Here is a 19739-nt window from a genome sequence, read left to right on the forward strand (position 1 = left end):
TCCTGAGAAATTGTGCTAATCATGCGAAGCTTTTCGCTAATTTGCAATAATTAAACTGTGAACAAACTGAAATATAGACAATTCCGCGTGTAGCAGCAGTCACTTTAGTTTTTGAATCAATTTAAATAAATAATGTTATGATAGGCGGGAATCGTAGCGGAGCGATGTTGCAGGTGCAAATTTCACATAAAACATTTCGAAACATAGGCTTAATTGGACGTCCAGATAAGTCTTCAGTTGTCGAAACCTTATGTCTTATTCATGATCATCTACTCAGCTTAGGGTTACATCCCGTTTTTGATGCGCAAACCGCTGAACTGGTTCCTTATAAAAACACACAAACGGTGAGTCGTGCACTTCTGGGTGAAGTGGTCGATTTGGTGATTGTGGTGGGCGGGGATGGCTCACTTCTGCATGCTGCACGTGCCTTGGTTAAATTTAATACCCCTGTAATGGGTGTAAACCGAGGGCGTTTGGGTTTTTTAACCGACATCAAGCCGACTGAAGTGATTTTTAAGCTCGATCAAGTCTTAAAAGGTGAGTTTCAGTTAGATCGTCGTTTCTTATTGGAAATGGAAATTCGCTCAAAGGGCGAGACGATTTATGATGCGATTGCCCTAAACGATGTGGTATTACACTCGGGTAAGTCGGTGCATATGATTGACTTCGAACTGAATATCGATGGCCAATATGTCTACCGTCAACACAGTGATGGTTTGATTGTATCAACGCCCACGGGTTCAACAGCCTATTCGTTGTCAGGTGGTGGCCCAATCGTGCATCCGGGGATGGATGCGATTGCTTTGGTACCGATGCATCCGCATACCTTGTCTTCACGCCCGATTGTGGTGGGTGGACACAGTGAAATTAAGCTTCTGATTCGTGAAAACCGTGTCTTGCCGATGGTCAGTGCCGATGGTCAACACAGTGTTTCGCTCAATGTAGGTGACAGCTTACATATTCGTAAGCACCCCTTTAAACTGAATTTATTACATCCACCGGGTTATGATTTTTATATGTCATGCCGTACTAAACTCGGTTGGAACCAAGATTTTGACTCTTTTCAACAGGATTAAATCATGAATATTGAACAGATGCTTTCTATTTTAGATGCCGATATTGTTGAGCGTTTAAAAACAGCTGTAGAAATTGGTAAATGGCCAAATGGCGTTGTGTTGACTGCTGAACAACGTCAAACTTGTATGCAAGCCGTTATTGCTTGGGAGCATCAGAATACTCCTGAAAAAGAACGTACGGGTTATATCGATAAAGGGCATAAAGAAGAAGGTGAGGAGTGTGATTCTCATGTGCCTGAACCAGAATTTAAACCTATTCGTTTTATTTAATTGATTAAAAATACGTTGAATCGCTTAGCAACAGATGCTTGGTGATTCAACAACTCAATCTAACAAGAATACCTTCAAACTGTTTCAATCATTATGCTTATAAAAATAATAAAGCTCACTCGACTCAGTTTATTCTTCATTACTGTAATTTCGACCAATGTATTTGCTGAGCGAACAAGTGATGCAAGAAAAATTGAATGTTTATTAGATGTTTCTGTGTTACCGAGTCAAAATTTTCAAAATCCCGTCACACGATACACATCAATGAAAAATGATGGTTATCCGATGTTATTGATTGGAATAAAGATCATAACACCCATGCAGGTGAAGCATCGAAAAAGATAAAAAGCCATCAAATCTATTGTTCAAACCTAATTGGACAATAAAAAATGTTTATTTATCTGGTCCTCATGAATCTCAAAAAATCGACATTCATATTGGTGATCAGTTGATTCTCAGAAATATTCATTCTTCAGGAAAGCGTTATCCTTACTGGGCTGACTTTTATTGGATCGAAAAGCGTGACGAATAATGTTCACGCTTTTGTTTGTCCCTTCAGCTTAGAAACGGGTGTGCCAAAGCTGCTTGGCCTGTTGCATGGCATCGCCATACGTATCGCAAGCGCCCATGGTATAGAGCGCAATGCCAATGGTTTCAGTCACTGCCATTTCACCATACTCATGCTGTTTTTCACCCAGCCAAACTGCTTTAAACTCAGCCAAATCTAACTCTTTTTCAATTGGACTTCGATTGTCGGTAAGTTTGGGTAGCTCATGTTCGTAGAGTTCACCATTTTTAATGCCGCAGATCAGTGTTTTGGCATCTGGGTTACGCTCAAATTCACCGCCTTCACCTTTAATGACCGCACTATTTTTATAGCCCAGTTTAAATGCTGCTTGCTGATGCGAACCACGATAAGCAGGGTGGAAAATAGCTTGCAAGGTCGCTTTGGCATTAAAAGGATTGATCAGGCGCGCAAGGGTATGAATGGGTGAACGAAGGCCCATAACATTTCGTAGGGAAATTAAGTCACTTAAAATTGGGGAGATGGCGTGCAGCGGTAAATATGCAAAATTACGCGACGATAATTCCTGTTCCACATCTGCTTGAGTTTGGCAAATATTAAAATCGAGATATTCCAATACCTGTTCAGTATAAATACGGTTAATGGTATGACCTGATGCACCGTGCATCACGACCTTATAACCTGCTTTAGCTAAAGTCAGCGCCGCTAAGAGAAACCAAGGATAGTGTTTACGCTTGCCTGCATAAGAAGACCAGTCTAAATCGACATCTAAAGGCGTGAATGGCAGTTGATCTCGTGTGGCTTGAACAAAGCCTGCCAGTTCATCTACAGACTCTTCCTTAACTCGTAGTAGCATCAGAAATGCACCGAGCTGTACATCTAACACTTGATTTTTCAAGATCATATCAAAGGCTTGGTAAGCTTCTTCATAACTGAGTGAGCGCGCCCCATTTTTTCCTTTGCCAATAATGCGAACAAACTGAGCAAATGGGTGCTCAGCATCTTTATAAATATTTCTTTTGTTGTTCATGAAAAAACCAAAGTAAGTGAAGGCTGTGTTGAGTTATTTTAGTGGAACAATCAAAAAAACAGCACTTTTAATTTTAAATAAATTTTCCACCATTAGACTAAAGTATGAGTCATATTGTTTAGATTTTATACATTATGATTAAAATCAGTTTACTTTGATTAAAGAATGTTAGGTAAAATTTACCCAATTATTGTGACTCGCTAGTTTTTAGTCTCTCCCATTGCAGTAAATGTGAATGAACTGTGATTTTTGTCACAGTGCTGTTGTTTGTACACCATGATTTTTTTACCCGGTGTTTGGATGCGGTCCAAACTGTGGGCTTTTTTGTGTTTATCAGAAAGCCAACTACCTATGAGGAAGTATAGGTATACCGATTTTTTCAGTCTTTTGATTTACAGAAGTATTCGTTATGACTAAGAAACCAATCTATAAGTCACTATATTTTCAAGTTATTGTCGCGATTATTGCGGGTATCTTAGTAGGACATTTTTTCCCTAGTGGTACGCAAGTTATCAATGGCGTTGAAAAATATGTACCCGGCTGGGGCGAGCTTTTTTATCCTCTAGGTCAAGGCTTTATTAAGCTGATCAAGATGATTATTGCGCCAGTAATTTTCTGTACTGTCGTGAGTGGTATCGCGGGTATGGAAAGTATGAAGTCTGTGGGTAAAACAGGCGGTGTTGCGCTACTTTACTTTGAAATTGTATCGACTATTGCACTATTGATCGGTTTACTGGTCATTAACATCTGGAAGCCAGGTGTGGGCATGAACGTTGACCCTTCAACATTAGATACTTCTGGTATCTCAAAGTTTGTTGAATCTGGTCAGCAGCAATCGACTGTCGACTTCTTTATGCATATTATTCCAAACACTGTGGTTGGTGCATTTGCTGAAGGTGAAATCCTGCAAGTGCTGCTCTTTGCCTTGATGTTTGGTTTTGCATTACACAAGTTGGGTGATGCAGGTAAACCTGTACTGAAGTTCATCGATCAAATTTCGCATGTGTTCTTTAACATTGTAAACATGATCATGAAACTTGCTCCAATTGGTGCTTTTGGTGCAATGGCATATACCATCGGTAAATATGGTATCGGTAGCTTGGCGCAACTTGCTCAGTTGATCATCTGCTTCTACATTACCTGTCTGCTTTTCATTTTCTTGGTTCTCGGCACAATTTCACGTCTTTGTGGCTTCAGCATTTTGAAAATGATTCGTATGATTCGCGAAGAGCTGTTGATCGTACTGGGTACGTCATCTTCAGAATCGGTTTTACCGCGTATGCTGAAAAAGCTTGAAATTGCGGGATGTGAAAAGTCAGTGGTTGGTTTGGTTATTCCAACAGGTTATTCATTTAACTTAGATGGTACCTCAATCTACTTAACGATGGCTGCGATCTTCATTGCACAAGCGACCAATACTCAGCTTGATCTTATGCACCAAGTGACTTTATTGGGTGTGTTATTGATTTCATCGAAAGGTGCTGCGGGTGTAACGGGTTCTGGTTTTATTGTGATGGCAGCGACTTTGTCAGCCGTTGGTCATATTCCAGTGGCGGGCCTTGCGCTCATCTTAGGTATTGACCGTTTCATGTCTGAAGCACGTGCTTTAACCAACTTGGTGGGTAACTCATTGGCAACGATTGTTGTTGCGAAATGGGTCGGTCAGTTAGACCAAGAAAAATTAAACTTCGCACTTGCAAATCCAGAAGAAGTAGACCGCTTGATGGCTGTTGAAGAAAATGCTCACGCATAATTTCAGTTCATCTTAAAAAGGAAGCCCAAGGGCTTCCTTTTTTATTGGAATATAAAATGGCCTGATGCGTTCATGACAGTTGCATTAAAAATGGCTAGCATGTGAGCTGAATAATAAAATAACGTCACTACAAGGAAGAAACATGTTGAATTACGATGCAGACCTAGAACTATTTCGCGATAACTTTCGCCGTTTTATGAATGAACACATTGCGCCACACTATGAACAGTGGGAACGAGAAGGCTTAATGCCGCGCTCAGTCTGGAATGTCTTGGGTGAAAATGGTTTCTTATGTGTCGATGTACCTGAGGAATATGGCGGTTATGGTGTTCCAACGCATTATTCACTCATGTTGGTGGAAGAGTCAGCACGTGCAGGTTTTAGTGCTTTATCGACAGGTATTTCTTGTCACTCTGAAATTGCTGCGCCTTATATTTTGCACATTGGAACGGAAGCACAGAAGCAGTACTGGTTACCGAAAATGGTGTCAGGTGAAGTGGTCGGTGCGATTGGAATGACGGAACCGGGTGCGGGTTCAGACTTACAAGCCATGCGAAGTAATGCCATTTTGCAAGGGGAGCATTATATTTTAAATGGCTCTAAAACCTTTATTTCAAATGGGCAGCATGCCGACCTTGTGGTGTTGGCAGTAAAAACTGATCCGCAAGCCCGCGCAAAGGGTGTTTCGCTGATGTTGGTCGATACCCACTTGGATGGGTTTAAAAAAGGCACCAACCTCGACAAAATTGGGCTACATTCACAAGACACTTCTGAGTTGTTTTATGACAATGTGAAAGTCCCGAAAGATCAATTGTTGGGACAAGCAGGTCAAGGTTTTGCTTATCTGATGCAAGAGCTACCACGAGAGCGTACAGCAATTGCAGCAACGGCTATAGGGGCAATTCGTGGTTCGATAGATGTCACTATCCAATACGTCAAAGAGCGTCAAGCCTTTGGTCAACATATTTCGCAGTTCCAAAATACACGTTTTGTTTTGGCTCAAGCCAAGATTGATGAACAAGCCACAGCTGCTTTTTACAATCAAAACGTTGAGCTTTATATGCAAGGTAAGCTGGATGTCGAAACCGCAGCTGCGCTAAAAAGCTTTTCAACAGATATGCAAATGAAGGTGGCAGATAATTTATTGCAGCTCTTTGGTGGCTATGGCTATATGAGTGAATATCCAATTTCACGTTTCTTTGTCGATGCGCGTATTCAACGCATCTACGGTGGGACCAATGAAATTATGAAAGAAATTGTCGCACGTAGTTTGCTTGGGCGCTAAGCCTTAGGTGTTGATATAAACATGTGTCTAAAAAGAGCCTCAAGTAGGCTCTTTTTTATCGGTTCAGTACCAATAAACTTTCTTGTATAAAGGCGGGTAGGTCATATTGGGTTTGCGATGAAATGTATAAATTATTGTCATTCACAACACCTGTGTCATAAAGCACGGCACCTGCATCTTTTAAGTCTTGATGAAGGTGATGGATACACGTCATGCGTCTACCTTTCACAACTTCAGCATGCATTAAAATTTGCGGAGCGTCTGCACTGCATAAAATAGGTTTTTGCGTGTTTGCAAAGTGCCTGACAAATAAGACATAGCGTTCATCTTGGCACAGGTTGTCTGGCGAAAAACCGCCCGGGATGAGTAAGGCATCGAAATCATGCACGGAGGCATCATCGATACTTTGATCGATGGTGACAAAAGCTTTACGCTTTTTGCCATAAATGATTTTGCCCGCCTGACTTTCAAGATTAATAATACTATGCCGAGCTGCTCGAAATGCTTCTACGGGTTCAGCATATTCAGCATCCTCAAAGTCATAGGTGACCAAGACTGCAATTTTTTTGTGCATGACAGTACCTACAGTTCATTATTGTTTTGTTTTATTGAGACTATAGAGCAATCGCTACTGCTGCATACTCTCTTTGTTATGAATACGTCAACTTAAGTAAAGCATATTTTAAAATAAAGTCTAACACACTGAAATACAGATAAATGGTGATTTTGGTGAAGGTGTAGCAAAATTTTTCAAAAGCAAGACAGGGCTTTAAAAGGGAAGAGCTAAGACTCGCAAAACATCGTCGTGGTATTTTGCTTGAGCGATGTTTATGCATAACAGTAAGAAGAAAATAGGCAGGGCTCAGTGGTTTTACTGATGTCTATTATTGGGGCAGTTTATTGATAAACTTGATGATTAAATCAACTGTCTGTTTTTAGCACTGAAACATGCAAAGTCTTATTGCGCAAGATTTCAAAGCTAACTATTGTTATACTATTTGCACAATGTTTATGAAGGGCGACATAACAATGATCCAAGACGATCAAAACACAACGACTTCTCTTGACCTCAACCAAATCCGTCAGGATATCGACTCTGTTGATCAACAGATTCAACAACTTATTAACCGTCGAGCGAAACTGGCGGAAGCTGTTGCAAAAGCAAAATTTGCTTCTGAAGAGAATCCAATGTTTTACCGTCCAGAACGTGAAGCGCAAGTTTTACGGAATGTTATGGAGCGTAATGAAGGTCCTTTGTCTGATGTGACCATGGCGCGTTTGTTCCGTGAAATCATGTCTGCATGTTTGGCTCTTGAAGCACCGCAAAGTATTGCATTTTTAGGCCCTGTTGGTACGTATACACACTCTGCGGTGTTGAAGCACTTTGGACATGATGCTGTGGTTCGTCCTTTACCGACCATTGATGAAGTGTTCCGTGAAGTGGAAGCAGGCAGTGCACACTATGGTTTAGTGCCGGTAGAAAATTCATCAGAAGGTGTGGTCAACCATACTTTGGATTGTTTTAAAGCCTCACACTTAAATGTGATTGGTGAAGTTGAATTGCGTATTCATCACCAGTTTCTTGTGTCTGAAAACACGCGTAAAGACAGTATTAAACAAATTTATGCACATCAGCAAACTTTGGCGCAGTGCCGTGCATGGTTGGACGCGCACTATCCTGGTGTGGAACGTGTAGCTTTAAGTTCAAATGCTGAAGCGGCACGTCGTATTCGTACCGAATGGCATTCGGCTGCTATTGCATCTGATGTTGCAGCAAGTATTTATGATTTAGAAATTTTACACAGTAATATTGAAGATAATCCTGAGAACACTACACGTTTCTTGGTGATTGGTCGTGAAAGAATCCCGCAAAGCGGTAATGATAAAACGTCATTGCTGATTTCTGCACATGATCGCGCAGGTGCGTTATTGGAAATCCTTGCACCATTTGCAAAGCACAACATTAGTTTGACCAGTATCGAAACGCGTCCTGCATTGCCTGAAAAATGGGCTTATGTCTTCTTCATCGACTTAGAAGGTCATGTGGAACAAGACAATGTTAAAGCGGCGATTGAAGAGATTCGCCCATTGGTGAAAGAAGTTCGAGTATTGGGTTCATACCCGATTGCAGTACTGTAATCTCTAAGGTGGTTGGGTTTACTCCAAACTCAACCATGTACACCACTTGTAAGAATGGAAAGGTCACATGTCGTTTGCTCCAGCCAATGAAGGTATTGCGAAGTTAAAACCATATCAACCGGGTAAGCCAATCAGCGAATTAGAGCGTGAATTGGGCATGACCGATATTGTTAAACTTGCCTCAAATGAAAACCCTTTGGGTTGTTCGGACAAAGTAAAAGAAGCAGTTGCTGCTGAATTGGCGGAAATTGGACGATATCCAGATGGTGGTGGTTTTATCTTGAAGGATCAAGTGCATACGCAGTTTGGTGTAGCACATGATTGTATTACTTTAGGCAATGGTTCAAACGATTTACTTGAAATTTTTGCCCGTGCATTTGTTTCAGAAAAAGATTCGGTGGTGTATAGCCAACACGCATTTGCAGTCTATGCTTTGGTCACACAAGCGATTAATGCCGAAGCGATTGAAGTACCTGCTCAAGGTTTTTCGCATGACCTTGACGCGATGGCGGCAGCAATTAAAAACAATACCAAATTGGTGTTTATTGCGAATCCCAATAATCCGACAGGAACTTGGTTTGAAGAGGCTGAGTTTGAGCGCTTCATGCAAAAAGTACCGAGTCATGTGATCGTGGTTTTGGATGAAGCTTATGTGGAATATTTCCCAGAAAACTTTAACAGCTTAAAGTTTTTAGCACAGTATTCAAACCTGATTGTTAGCCGTACCATGTCGAAGTGCTTTGGTTTAGCGGCATTACGTGTTGGCTTTGCTTTAGCATCGACAGAAGTGACAGACTTCTTAAATCGTATTCGTCAGCCGTTTAACGTCAACCATTTAGCCATGGTGGCAGCAGTTGCTGCACTGAAAGATGAAGATTTTATTAAGAAATCACGTGTGGTCAATAAAGCGGGCATGGTGCAACTTGAAACAGGGTTTAAAGCGCTAGGCCTAAACTATGAGCCTTCTCGTGCCAACTTTATTTTGGTCGATATACAAGCCGATCCTGCACAAACTTTTAATGCTTTATTAAAAGAAGGGGTGATTGTTCGTCCTGTGGGCATCGCCAATCATTTACGAGTATCGATTGGAACTGAAGCTGAAAATACGAAATTTTTAACGGCTTTGGCCAACGTACTAGGTTTAGAGGCGAACGCTTAAATTATGTCTGCGCCACTGTTTGAAAAAGTTGCATTTATTGGTCTTGGGCTGATTGGTTCGAGTCTTGCACGGGTGATGATGGCTGAGGGTTTAACCCAAAATATTGTAGCTTCTACACGTTCGGAAAAAACTTTACAGGATGCCAAAGCTTTGGGCTTAATCCAACAAGGCTATAGTGATCCTGTACAGGCGGTTCAAGGTGCGGACTTGGTGGTTTTGGCCTTGCCTGTTCGTGCAACGCAAAAAGTCTTGGAAACCATCAAACCATATTTGCAAGAACATACGATTATTACCGATGTAGGCAGTACCAAAGGCAATGTGGTCGACGCGGCCAAAGCCGTGTATGGCGAAGCATTACCTGCTGGCTTTGTACCAGGGCATCCCATTGCGGGGGCAGAACACACGGGTGTGCATGCAGGTAAGGTCGATTTATTTGCAAATCATAAAGTGATTTTGACACCGTTACCGACCAGTGCTGATTGGGCTGTAGAGAAACTGATTCAACTATGGCAAGCTGCGAAAGCAGAAGTGATTTGTATGGATGTGGCCAAGCATGATGAAGTCTTAGCGCATACCAGTCATCTTCCGCATTTGATGGCATTTAACTTAGTTGAACAACTGGCAAACCGTGAAGATAATTTGGACATTTTCCGCTATGCTGCGGGGGGATTTCGCGATTTTTCTCGAATTGCGGCAAGTGACCCGCAAATGTGGCATGACATCTTTTTTGCCAATAAAAAAGCCATTTTAAATGCCGTAGATGGTTTTGAAAACCAACTGGCAACGATTCGTAAACTCATTGAAGATGAAGATTCACATGCTTTAATGGGCTTGCTCGGACATGCGCAAGCAGCACGCCAGCATTTTAACCATATGCTCGCTCAAAAACCTTTCATGGAGAACAATAAAGTGACGACACAGCAATTCACCATATTACCGGGTAAAAAGAGTTTCCAAGGTAAGTTTAGCGTGCCAGGCGATAAATCTGTGTCACACCGTTCAATCATGTTTGGTGCAATTGCGGAAGGAACGACGCATGTGACAGGTTTCTTGGAAGGTGAAGATGCGTTAGCAACCTTACAAGCGTTCCGTGATATGGGTGTGAGCATTGAAGGTCCTAAAAATGGTGAAGTGACGATTCATGGTGTCGGCGTAAATGGCCTAAAAGCACCAGCAAGTGCGCTTTACATGGGTAACTCAGGGACTTCGATGCGTCTGCTTTCAGGCATGCTCTCTGCACAAAAATTTGACTCTGTCATGACGGGTGATGCATCACTGTCAAAACGTCCAATGGAACGTATTGCTAAACCATTACGTGAAATGGGTGCACAGATTCAAACCACAGGTGAGCGTGGTACACCTCCTGTTTCGATCACTGGAAACCAAGCTTTGCAAGGCATTCACTATGATTTGCCAATGGCATCTGCGCAGGTGAAGTCTGGGATTTTATTGGCAGGTTTGTGGGCGGCAGGTGAAACATCAGTTACAGAACCTGAACCTACACGTGACCATACTGAACGTATGCTACGTGCATTTGGTTATGACGTGAAAACAGAAGGCAACCGTATTTCACTGCAAGGTGGCGGTAAGTTAGTTGGTACAGAGATTCAAGTGCCATCAGATATTTCATCGGCTGCTTTCTTTATGGTGGGTGCGGCGATTACTGAAGGTTCAGATGTCACTTTAGAAGCAGTGGGCATTAACCCAACGCGTACAGGTGTGATCGAGATTTTGAAGCAAATGGGTGCGAACATTACCGTTGAGAATGAACGTATTGCAGGCGGAGAGCCGATTGCAGACATTCGTATTCAAGGTACACGTACACTCAAAGGTATTCATATGCCTGAAGATCAAGTGCCATTAGCGATTGATGAATTCCCTGCATTGTTCATTGCCGCTGCCTGTGCAGAAGGGCGAACCGTATTAACGGGTGCTGCTGAGCTGCGTGTGAAAGAATCAGACCGTATTCAAGTGATGGCGGATGGTTTAAAAACCATGGGTATCGATTGTACACCGACTGATGATGGCATCATTATTGAGGGTAAAGGTCATTCGGGCGAGTGGGGCGCGATTTTTACCGGTGGCGAAATTGAATCACATCATGATCACCGTATTGCGATGAGTTTCTCAATGGCCGGTTTACGCACCTCTGGTGAAATTAAAATCATTGGCACTGAAACGGTTGCCACAAGTTTTCCGACCTTTACGCAATTAAGTAATCAAGCTGGTTTAGCGATTCAAGTCACTGAATAAGACTAAAGCTTAGATATTTTGTGTGAGAACAGCCAAGCTTTTGCTTAGCTGTTCTGTGTTAAGCCATTATGCTAAACCCATATAACAAAAAAGCCTTTGGGATGATCAATGAGAAAATTACAATTTACAGCACAGCATGGACAGCAGCAGGATGTAAATGAAAGCAGTGCAGTACAGAAGCAAGTACAAGACCTACTGGTTCAAAAGTTAGGTCAATTTGGTTTTGAAACTTTGCCACAAAGTGGCGATCAGGTGGCTGTGAGTGTCGATAATCATACGTTGCCACTGTCTATTACGTGCCAAGGTCATGACAGCGAAGGAAATCTGGTGTGCGAAATTGCCTCTTATCCAGATGAAGAGCAAGACTGGTTAGACCGAATTGCTGAACGAAGCTTGTTAAATCAATTGGCACAAGCGGTTGAAACTACACTAAAAACAGATAAAAGTTTTACTGAATTTGAGTGGAAAGGCTAATTGAATAGATAAAAAATGCTGAATTGGTTTTTCACAATTCAGCATTTTTTTAGAACAGAACACGTTTAATATTTTGATGGGGAAATGTGCTTATAACTGTATTTGCTAGAAGCCTTATTCCACACGTAACCACGTCTGGCTGCGTCCCACAGCAGAAACGCCTAAATAACCTCTTAAGAATAGTTTTTTCCCATTTGGGCTAATTTTACCTTTTAGGCTATATAGCTTGCCTGAAACGGGATCAATGATTTTGCCATGGGTATAATTAATATTATTCTCAGTCTTTAAACCTGTAATCACTTGCATGCCAATAATAGGCTTATCGGTGTAGGGTGCAGGGCAGTTGGTGCAGAACTCTTTTGCTGTATAACCTGGACGAGGTGTTGCTTTCAGTGCAGTTCCAGCATAAGTCCCATTGGTTTGCTTTTCAATTTTCACCAGACCTTTGGGTTCTCCAGTTTTATCATCGATATAACACCAAGTTCCTATAATGTCCTGAGCACAGGCTGATGTGGTGGCTATAGTGACTAAAACTGCCCCGAGAATTGTTTTCATAAAATCCCTGAATATTTTAAAAATTATTTAAATGAATAGCTCTCTCGAGCTAAGATGTTGATTGTATAACTTATTATTTGAATAATGATGTGCAGAATATATCAAGTTCAAGCGTAGATTGTTGCATAAAGTACCATTAGCAGGGTTCAAGCCTCACTGATTTTTAAAACAGGTATTTGATGGAGGTAGTGCTGATTGAGTTTAGCGCTCAAAAGGGAGCTTAAAATTATTTTGGGAACAGAATAGATATAACGGACGGCTAATGAAGCGTTGGAATAGAAAAAGAGATACGTCTAGATTAAAAATAAAAAGTTCAAGAAAGAAAGGGGCTAATGTTAGACAGTCATTTCTTTCCTGAACTGAGTGATGCGTTAAATCCACAGGAAACGTGTAATCGCAATACGTAACTGTTTTAAGTAACCGGTAAAGAAATGGTTTGCACCAGGTAATACAGTCACTAAATGGCGCTGCGGTTTAGCCCATGTAATCATGTCAGACAGTAAGGTCACTTCATCGGCTTCGCCATGGATAAATAAGATGTCACCTTTAAGTTGAGGTGTTACATAGTGGCGCACACCTGCGACCGTTGCCGTTGGTAGACCACATAAAATGGTTTGTTTTGGTCGAATTTCTTCTTGTAAAGCATCATAGCATTTTGCCATGACATGCGCACCGAAACTAAAACCACCTGCATAGAAGGGTAAAGTTGTATGTGCTGCACGAGCATGCTTAATCACTTCAAGAACATCATCAGTTTCGCCATGACCTTCGTCGTGTAGACCAACACTTTGACCTGAGCCACGGAAACTTGGACGGTACACAATACAACCGCGTTCTAAGAACATTTGCGCAAGCAATGCTGGAACCTTGTGTTGAGGCGTACCACCTTGGAGTGGATGGGGGTGAGTAACTACCGCGAATCCTTTCACTTCACCCTGTGGATAATCTACAAAAACTTCAATTTGCCCAACTGGACCTTGAATGAACATCTGCTCAGACATAGAGAATCGATACATATAACAGGAGAATGGGCTAGTTTAACCGTTTATGCTTATTAAAAACACAGATTGGCAATAAAATAAGTCTACTGATATAGTCTGTTTAATTGTTTTTTAATCAGGTTATCTATGCTTGCCCTTGTTTCTCCTGCCAAAACTTTAGATTACCAAACTGCTTTACCAACCGATGCGTATACACAACCCAGATTGCTACAACATTCCCAAGAATTGATCGAAGTTAGTCGCAAACTGTCAGCAAGTGAAATTGCAAGCTTAATGAGTGTCAGTGAAAAAATTGCCACCTTAAATGTCGATCGTTTTCGCGATTGGCAGCCAGAATTCAACTTTGCAAATGCCCGACAAGCTATGTTTGCTTTTAAGGGCGATGTCTATACTGGTTTAGATGCTTATCATTTGTCAGAGTCGAGCATTGAATACGCACAGCAACATTTAAGAATGCTCTCTGGGTTATATGGTTTGCTACGTCCATTGGACTTGATGATGCCGTATCGTTTAGAGATGGGAACTAAGCTAGCTAACCCACGCGGACATAATCTGTATGAGTTTTGGGGCAATCACATTACCGATTTAATTAACCAAGATTTAGAACAGGCAGGTTCGAAAATTTTGCTGAATATTGCTTCGGATGAATACTATAAATCTGTGAAAGAAAGCAAAATTCAAGCAGAAATTATTAAACCTGTGTTTTTAGATCAGAAAAATGGCAAATATAAAGTCATTAGTTTTTATGCCAAAAAAGCGCGTGGTTTGATGGCGCGTTATATGATTGAAAACCAAATTGATCAAATTGAGGGGTTAAAATCATTCCAAACAGATGGTTATTATTTTGATGCAGATAGCTCATTAAAAAGTGAGTTGGTCTTTAAACGAGATGAACAGGCAGCATAACGAAAGGGCATTCCAATGGTGCAGTATACAAAACAGTTTCAGGACTATTGGGCGCTCACCGCAAAGCAATTGAGTTTGGATGACGATACCACTCAAAAGTTCCATGCCTCGCTGTATAACGCCTATAGTGAAGTACAGCGGCATTATCATAGCATTCAACATATTGTTGAATGTTTTGAGCATTTTCATCAGATCAAAACCTACCTAGACGATCCTTTGTCTGTTGAGTTGGCCATTTGGTTTCATGATGTCATTTACAACCCGCAAGCACATGATAATGAGCAGCAAAGCGCCGACTATATGCAACGGATGCTTAAAAATGTGCTTGGAGCTGAGCAAATTGCAAAGCTCTACGCATGGATTTTGGCAACAAAAGCACATGCACCGACAGTTGACACTGATTTGGCTTATTTATTGGATATTGATCTGGCTATTTTAGCCAGTGATCCTATGCGTTTTGCTGAATATGAACGCCAAATTCAGCAAGAATATGCTTGGGTTGAGCCCGCACTTTATGTGCAGAAGCGCCAGCAAGTGTTAAGGCACTTTTTAGAAACGCAACCACTGTACCAGACGCCATTTTTCCAAAAGTGCTATGAGCGTCTTGCTAAGCAGAACTTAGCCCAAACTTTAGGTGTTTAAAGCCCTTTAAATGCTTCGATGGCACGAACACGACTGGATTTTAAATCGACGATTGGTTTGGGGTAGTCCAAATCCATATTCTGCTGCTTCGCATAAGGCTCATGAATGTTTTTGGCATCTAAATGTGCAAGCTCTGGCAGCCACTGTCGAATATAATCACCATTGCTATCAAATTTCTGAGATTGGCTCACAGGGTTAAAGACTCGGAAATAAGGCACAGCATCGGTGCCCGTGGAGGCACACCACTGCCATCCGCCATTATTGGCAGCTAAGTCACCATCAGCCAAATGTTGCATAAACCATTGCTCGCCCAGACGCCAATCAATCAACAAGTTTTTAGTTAAGAACATTGCGACAATCATACGAACACGATTGTGCATCCAGCCTGTCGCAAGTAGTTGTCGCATACCTGCATCCACAATTGGAATACCAGTACGACCTTGTTGCCACGCGTTTAAATCTTCAGGCGAATCTCGCCATACAATACGCTGTGTATTGGCTTTAAATGGCCGATGTTTAGAGACATGTGGAAAATCAAATAAAATATGCTGATAAAACTCTCGCCAAAGTAATTCATCTAACCAAGTCTGCTGACCTGTGTTATCAATCATAAATTGGCCGTGTTGAGCACGAAACAGGGCATTGAGACACTGTCGAATCGACACGATCCCGAGATTTAAATAAGTTGAAAGTTGACTGGTGCTATTTAAAAATGGAAAGTCTCTCTCTTTTTGATAGTCACTAACTTTGTGATCAATAAAATCATCGAGCATTGAAAGTGCATAGGCTTCCGTTTCAGGCCAATAGGCTTTAATTTGATTTAATTCATTCGTATTTGCATCAATCAGTGATTCAATGTGAGGAATGCTTGTATTTAAATCGGTAGGAAGCTGTATGTGCTGCTGTGCAGAAGGGAGTGGGTAGCACTGAGGTAAGCCAATATTTAAACGTTCATAACAGGTTTTTTTAAAAGCGCCAAAGACTTGATAGGGCTTACCAGATTGGTTACGAATACTGTTTAAGGGAAAGAGGGTTCGATCTTGGAAGAGCGTAAATTCAATGTGTTGCTGATTTAAGCATTGTTGAACTTCGGCATCCCGCTTAAGCTCATTCACGCCCATTTCGATATTTGCAAAGATCTGTTGTACTTGCAGTGTATGACACAAAGATGAAAGCTGACGTGGAATATCTTGCCACAGCGGAATATTTAGAATGAGCAAAGGAATATTCAGCTGAGCAAGGCTCTGTTTTAAATCGTGCAATTGTCTGACATATAAATCAATTTTTACAGCCGCGTCATGATGTAATAGCCACTGTTGTGGGGATAGGATCACTAAAGCCAGCATAGGTCCATGTTGGTTTGCATGCCAAAGTGCAGCATGGTCGTGTATGCGAAGATCTTGTCTAAACCAAATTATGTTCATAAAAGGTTAATCAACTGTAATTTTTTGAAATATAAAATATTACAAAATTGAGCACTTTGATCATATTTTTTTCTCACTCATTTAATTTAATCTTATATTATTGAAATAATTAAATCAGAAAAAACTATAAAGTGTGAAGATACTTTTTATCTGATAAATGTGTGGCCCTTTGTATTATTTGTTATGATTTGTAATCATGCTAAAGCAGTTGTGGATATTGTGAATGTCATGAAAAAAATTCTAATCCCTATTTTTGTGGCTGCTGTTTGTTTGCTTGGGTTTGTTGTTTTTCAGGATACAGAAACGAAAAAACAGCAACAGTTGAATCAACTCATGAACAGTACTGAGCCTAAAGTGCAAAAGTTGAGTCCTCTCTCAAAGGCAAACGTCGTGCCTGAAAAAGTCAATAGCTCGTTTTCAAAGTGATGCTGAAGCAATAATCGATCAGGTCTCCATTAAAGTAATTTGAAGCTTAAGATAGAATAAAATCATGTATAAATGACTTATCGTGTTGAATTTTAATTAAAAATAAATTTAAAACAATTAAAAATCAGTGTGTTATAATTCGCGCCAAGATATATTGAATTTTAGACTTTGAGTCTAAAATGACGTTTTTGTTGAAAGCTGCATACGGTTTATGCGGCTTTTTTGTTTAGGTATATATGGTTCGACCCTGCGTTTGAATCATTCATGGCTAAATAAACTTTTCCTGAATTGAGGAAATTTGGCATATTCATTGCTTTAACTTCCAGAAATTTAATCAGATTTTCATCGTACTGAGTGTCGAAATTTTTTGGCAGTTATACAGTTTTAAAAGTTTATTTACAGGGGCTAGGTCATGACGACTCCTAATCCATCTTCAGAAAATATGCTCGAGCGTATGTTCAAACTGAGTGAAAATAAAACCAGTTTTCGTACAGAGCTTCTTGCAGGTGTAACCACATTCTTAACCATGTGTTACATCATTATTGTGAATCCAATGATTTTATCCGAAACGGGGATGGATCATGGTGCTGTCTTTGTAGCGACTTGTCTTGCAGCCGCAATAGGCTGTTTGGTTATGGGTATTGTTGCAAATTATCCAATTGCATTAGCACCAGGTATGGGCTTAAACGCTTACTTTACCTATTCGGTGTGTATGGGTATGGGTGTGCCTTGGCAGACTGCTTTAGCTGCAGTGTTTGTATCAGGTTTGGTGTTCATTGCGATCAGTATGTTTAAGATCCGTGAAGCCATTGTGAATGCAATCCCAATGTCGCTTAAGCTTGCGATTGGCGGTGGAATTGGTTTATTCCTTGCGTTGATTGCTTTAAAAAATGCAGGCGTTATTGTGGACAATCCAGCGACTTTGGTTGGATTGGGCGACTTAAAGCAACCGACGGTTCTTTTGGCTTTATTTGGCTTCTTGATGGTGGTTGTACTGCATCACTTTAAAGTGCGTGGTGCCATCATTATCAGCATCTTGGCTTTAACTGCAATTTCAACAGCAATGGGCTTAAGCGAGTTCAAAGGTGTTGTTGGTGAGATTCCATCAATTGCTCCAACATTCATGCAAATGGACTTTGAAGGTCTATTTACGGCAAGCTTAGTTGGTGTCATCTTTGTATTTTTCTTGGTCGATTTATTTGACTCAACAGGTACATTGGTTGGCGTGTCACACCGTGCAGGCTTACTGAAAGATGGCAAGCTTCCACGTTTGAAAAAAGCATTATTTGCAGACTCAACCGCAATTGTTGCAGGTGCAGCACTAGGTACATCTTCGACGACACCATATATTGAGTCGTCTGCTGGTGTTGCTGCTGGTGGCCGTACAGGTTTAACCGCAGTTGTGGTCGGTGTGTTATTTATCTTATGTTTGTTTTTAGCACCCTTAGCTCAATCTGTACCCGGTTTTGCAACAGCTCCAGCATTGTTATTTGTTGGCGTGTTAATGATTCAGGGGATTACCCATATTGATTGGGATGATATTACTGAAGCTGTACCTGCGTTCTTAACCATTGTATTTATGCCATTTACCTATTCAATTGCAGATGGTATTGCGATGGGCTTTATTAGCTATGCATTGGTTAAATTGTTCACAGGTAAAGCGGCGACTGTACCGTACATGGTGTGGATTGTGGCTGTGCTTTGGGCATTAAAATTCGCGTTATTTGGCGGCTAATTCATCAAATAGTGATAAGGGTGTAAACTCAGTTTACGCCCTTTTTTATTTTTAAAGAGGAAAAGATATGAGTCAATTGGAGCTCATTCGTGCTTTACCAAAAGCTGAATTGCATGTGCATATTGAAGGGACATTTGAGCCAGAACTCATGTTTGCAATCGCACAGCGTAATCAAATAGACATTCCTTATAAGTCGGTTGAAGAAGTGAAACAGGCTTATAATTTTCACAATCTACAATCATTTTTAGACATCTATTATGCAGGTGCAAATGTACTGATTCATGAGCAAGACTTTTATGACTTGGCTTGGGCATACTTTGAAAAATGTGCCGAAGACCGTGTAGTGCATACCGAAATGTTCTTTGACCCACAAACGCATACAGACCGCGGTATTGCCTTTGAAACAGTGATTAATGGTCTGCAACGCGCATGTGATGATGCCAAGGCAAAATTTGGCATTAGTTCGCATTTGATTATGTGTTTCTTGCGTCATTTAAGTGAAGAAGAAGCCCTTGAAACTTTAGCACAGGCATTGCCTTATAAAGATCAAATCATTGGTGTGGGCTTGGACTCAAGCGAAGTTGGACATCCTCCTTCAAAGTTTGAACGTGTCTTTGCTAAAGCTCGTGAAGCAGGCTTTTTAGTGGTTGCGCATGCGGGTGAAGAAGGTGCAGCAGAATATGTGTGGGAAGCTTTAGATTTGCTTAAAGTGAATCGTATTGACCATGGTGTGCGCTCTGAAGAAGATCCTGTATTAATGCAGCGTTTGATCGCAGAGAAAATGCCACTGACAGTTTGTCCGCTCAGCAACTTAAAGCTATGTGTCGTTAACGATATGGCACAGCACAACATCCGCCGTTTGTTGCAACAAGGTGTGCAAGTGACAGTAAATTCAGATGATCCATCGTACTTTGGTGGTTATATGAATGATAACTTTATTGCCATTACAGATGCGTTAGACTTAACAGCAGCTGAGCTAAAACAATTGGCGCTGAACTCTTTTGAGGCGTCGTTTATTTCGGCAGAAGAGAAGCAAAAATGGGCGGCTGAAATTGCAGCCATTGCTTAATCTGATGCCCTTTTAA

At 41.1% G+C, this 19739-nt stretch carries 18 protein-coding genes; 13 read left to right on the forward strand and 5 right to left on the reverse strand.

Features of this window, described 5'->3' with window-relative positions:
- The first annotated feature begins 137 nt into the window (after positions 1–137).
- Together F986_RS13935 and F986_RS13940 are read left to right on the forward strand one after the other, a co-directional pair.
- Entirely contained in the window at positions 138–1076 is a 939-nt protein-coding gene (locus F986_RS13935; protein WP_004696112.1) for an NAD(+) kinase, read from the forward strand.
- A gap of 3 nt (positions 1077–1079) precedes the next feature.
- Positions 1080–1346, forward strand: a complete 267-nt coding sequence (locus F986_RS13940; RefSeq protein WP_004696113.1) for a YeaC family protein — start codon at positions 1080–1082, stop codon at positions 1344–1346.
- A gap of 560 nt (positions 1347–1906) precedes the next feature.
- Here the strand turns inward: F986_RS13940 and F986_RS13945 are convergent.
- Entirely contained in the window at positions 1907–2902 is a 996-nt protein-coding gene (locus tag F986_RS13945) for a glycosyl transferase family protein (protein WP_004696115.1), read from the reverse strand.
- Positions 2903–3311: 409 nt separating this feature from the next.
- Between F986_RS13945 and F986_RS13950 the strand changes: the two genes are divergently transcribed.
- Both F986_RS13950 and F986_RS13955 read left to right on the forward strand, forming a co-directional pair.
- Positions 3312–4655: a dicarboxylate/amino acid:cation symporter gene (locus tag F986_RS13950; protein WP_004696118.1), complete on the forward strand. Its 1344-nt coding sequence runs from the start codon at positions 3312–3314 to the stop codon at positions 4653–4655.
- Positions 4656–4797: 142 nt separating this feature from the next.
- Entirely contained in the window at positions 4798–5940 is a 1143-nt protein-coding gene (locus F986_RS13955) for an acyl-CoA dehydrogenase family protein (RefSeq protein ID WP_004696119.1), read from the forward strand.
- A gap of 55 nt (positions 5941–5995) precedes the next feature.
- On the opposite strand, the gene F986_RS13960 is transcribed toward F986_RS13955, so the two are convergent.
- The gene (locus F986_RS13960; RefSeq protein ID WP_004696121.1) at positions 5996–6514 is read right to left on the reverse strand and encodes a DJ-1/PfpI family protein; all 519 of its coding nucleotides are present in this window, start codon (positions 6512–6514) and stop codon (positions 5996–5998) included.
- Between the two features lie 455 nt (positions 6515–6969).
- On the opposite strand from F986_RS13960, the gene pheA reads away from it, so the two are divergent.
- The 4 genes from pheA to F986_RS13980 all read left to right on the forward strand — a co-directional run bounded on the left by pheA (position 6970) and on the right by F986_RS13980 (position 11965).
- Positions 6970–8079 (forward strand): prephenate dehydratase, encoded by a 1110-nt coding sequence (gene pheA / locus F986_RS13965; protein WP_004696123.1) that lies wholly within the window; start codon positions 6970–6972, stop codon positions 8077–8079.
- A gap of 67 nt (positions 8080–8146) precedes the next feature.
- On the forward strand, positions 8147–9238 hold the full coding sequence (gene hisC, locus F986_RS13970; RefSeq protein ID WP_004696125.1) for a histidinol-phosphate transaminase: 1092 nt from the start codon (positions 8147–8149) through the stop codon (positions 9236–9238).
- Between the two features lie 3 nt (positions 9239–9241).
- Complete coding sequence (locus tag F986_RS13975) at positions 9242–11491, forward strand: bifunctional prephenate dehydrogenase/3-phosphoshikimate 1-carboxyvinyltransferase (protein WP_004696127.1); 2250 nt, start codon at positions 9242–9244, stop codon at positions 11489–11491.
- A 108-nt stretch (positions 11492–11599) separates the two neighbouring features.
- On the forward strand, positions 11600–11965 hold the full coding sequence (locus F986_RS13980; RefSeq protein WP_004696129.1) for a hypothetical protein: 366 nt from the start codon (positions 11600–11602) through the stop codon (positions 11963–11965).
- Between the two features lie 114 nt (positions 11966–12079).
- On the opposite strand, the gene F986_RS13985 is transcribed toward F986_RS13980, so the two are convergent.
- On the reverse strand, positions 12080–12520 hold the full coding sequence (locus F986_RS13985) for a DUF2147 domain-containing protein (protein ID WP_004696132.1): 441 nt from the start codon (positions 12518–12520) through the stop codon (positions 12080–12082).
- Between the two features lie 371 nt (positions 12521–12891).
- Positions 12892–13521 carry an alpha/beta hydrolase gene (locus F986_RS13990; RefSeq protein WP_010327145.1) on the reverse strand — a complete coding sequence of 210 codons (630 nt, stop codon included), beginning with the start codon at positions 13519–13521 and terminating at the stop codon, positions 12892–12894.
- A 126-nt stretch (positions 13522–13647) separates the two neighbouring features.
- Between F986_RS13990 and yaaA the strand changes: the two genes are divergently transcribed.
- The gene (yaaA, locus tag F986_RS13995; protein WP_004696136.1) at positions 13648–14427 is read left to right on the forward strand and encodes a peroxide stress protein YaaA; all 780 of its coding nucleotides are present in this window, start codon (positions 13648–13650) and stop codon (positions 14425–14427) included.
- Positions 14428–14442: 15 nt separating this feature from the next.
- Positions 14443–15069, forward strand: a complete 627-nt coding sequence (locus F986_RS14000) for an HD domain-containing protein (protein WP_004696137.1) — start codon at positions 14443–14445, stop codon at positions 15067–15069.
- Here F986_RS14000 and F986_RS14005 read toward each other — a convergent pair.
- Positions 15066–16493, reverse strand: a complete 1428-nt coding sequence (locus F986_RS14005; RefSeq protein ID WP_004696140.1) for a cryptochrome/photolyase family protein — start codon at positions 16491–16493, stop codon at positions 15066–15068. The two genes, F986_RS14000 and F986_RS14005, sit on opposite strands and share 4 nt — an antisense overlap.
- A gap of 228 nt (positions 16494–16721) precedes the next feature.
- On the opposite strand from F986_RS14005, the gene F986_RS14010 reads away from it, so the two are divergent.
- From F986_RS14010 to F986_RS14020, 3 genes are all read left to right on the forward strand, one after another.
- Positions 16722–16919, forward strand: coding sequence for a hypothetical protein (locus F986_RS14010; protein WP_224216868.1), 198 nt, complete (start codon positions 16722–16724; stop codon positions 16917–16919).
- Between the two features lie 412 nt (positions 16920–17331).
- Positions 17332–18654, forward strand: a complete 1323-nt coding sequence (locus F986_RS14015) for an NCS2 family permease (RefSeq protein WP_004696144.1) — start codon at positions 17332–17334, stop codon at positions 18652–18654.
- A 67-nt stretch (positions 18655–18721) separates the two neighbouring features.
- Complete coding sequence (locus tag F986_RS14020; protein WP_004696147.1) at positions 18722–19723, forward strand: adenosine deaminase; 1002 nt, start codon at positions 18722–18724, stop codon at positions 19721–19723.
- Positions 19724–19739 lie beyond the last annotated feature (16 nt).

It is taken from the genome of Acinetobacter johnsonii CIP 64.6, assembly GCF_000368045.1.
Classification (GTDB): Bacteria; Pseudomonadota; Gammaproteobacteria; order Pseudomonadales; family Moraxellaceae; genus Acinetobacter; species Acinetobacter johnsonii.